Raw genomic sequence first — 337 nt, forward strand, 5'->3', positions numbered from 1 at the left:
TGGCGACTGCAATGACGATCATGGTGACCGTCTTCGTGATTGCTTGCCCGCATGCATTAGGATTAGCGATTCCATTAGTGGTTTCTCGTTCTACTACGATTGGCGCTCAAAATGGGCTATTAGTTCGAAATCGCCAAGCCATTGAAGCAAGTCAACATGTTAGCCACGTTCTCTTGGATAAAACTGGCACGTTAACAGAAGGTAAATTTACGGTGAATGCATTGATTCCAAATGATGGGATTGACGAAACAACGTTATTAAGCCGACTGGCCGCCCTTGAAAATAATTCGACTCATCCGCTGGCCCAAGCAATCATTACTGAAGCCCAAGCGAAGGA

General features: G+C 45.7%; 1 pseudogene. It reads left to right on the top strand.

What is annotated here, in order from left to right:
- Nucleotides 1–337 (top strand): annotated as a pseudogene (locus FC27_RS11535) (HAD family hydrolase); the annotation flags it as partial.

Origin of the sequence: Companilactobacillus versmoldensis DSM 14857 = KCTC 3814 (assembly GCF_001434295.1) — a bacterium.
GTDB lineage: Bacteria > Bacillota > Bacilli > Lactobacillales > Lactobacillaceae > Companilactobacillus > Companilactobacillus versmoldensis.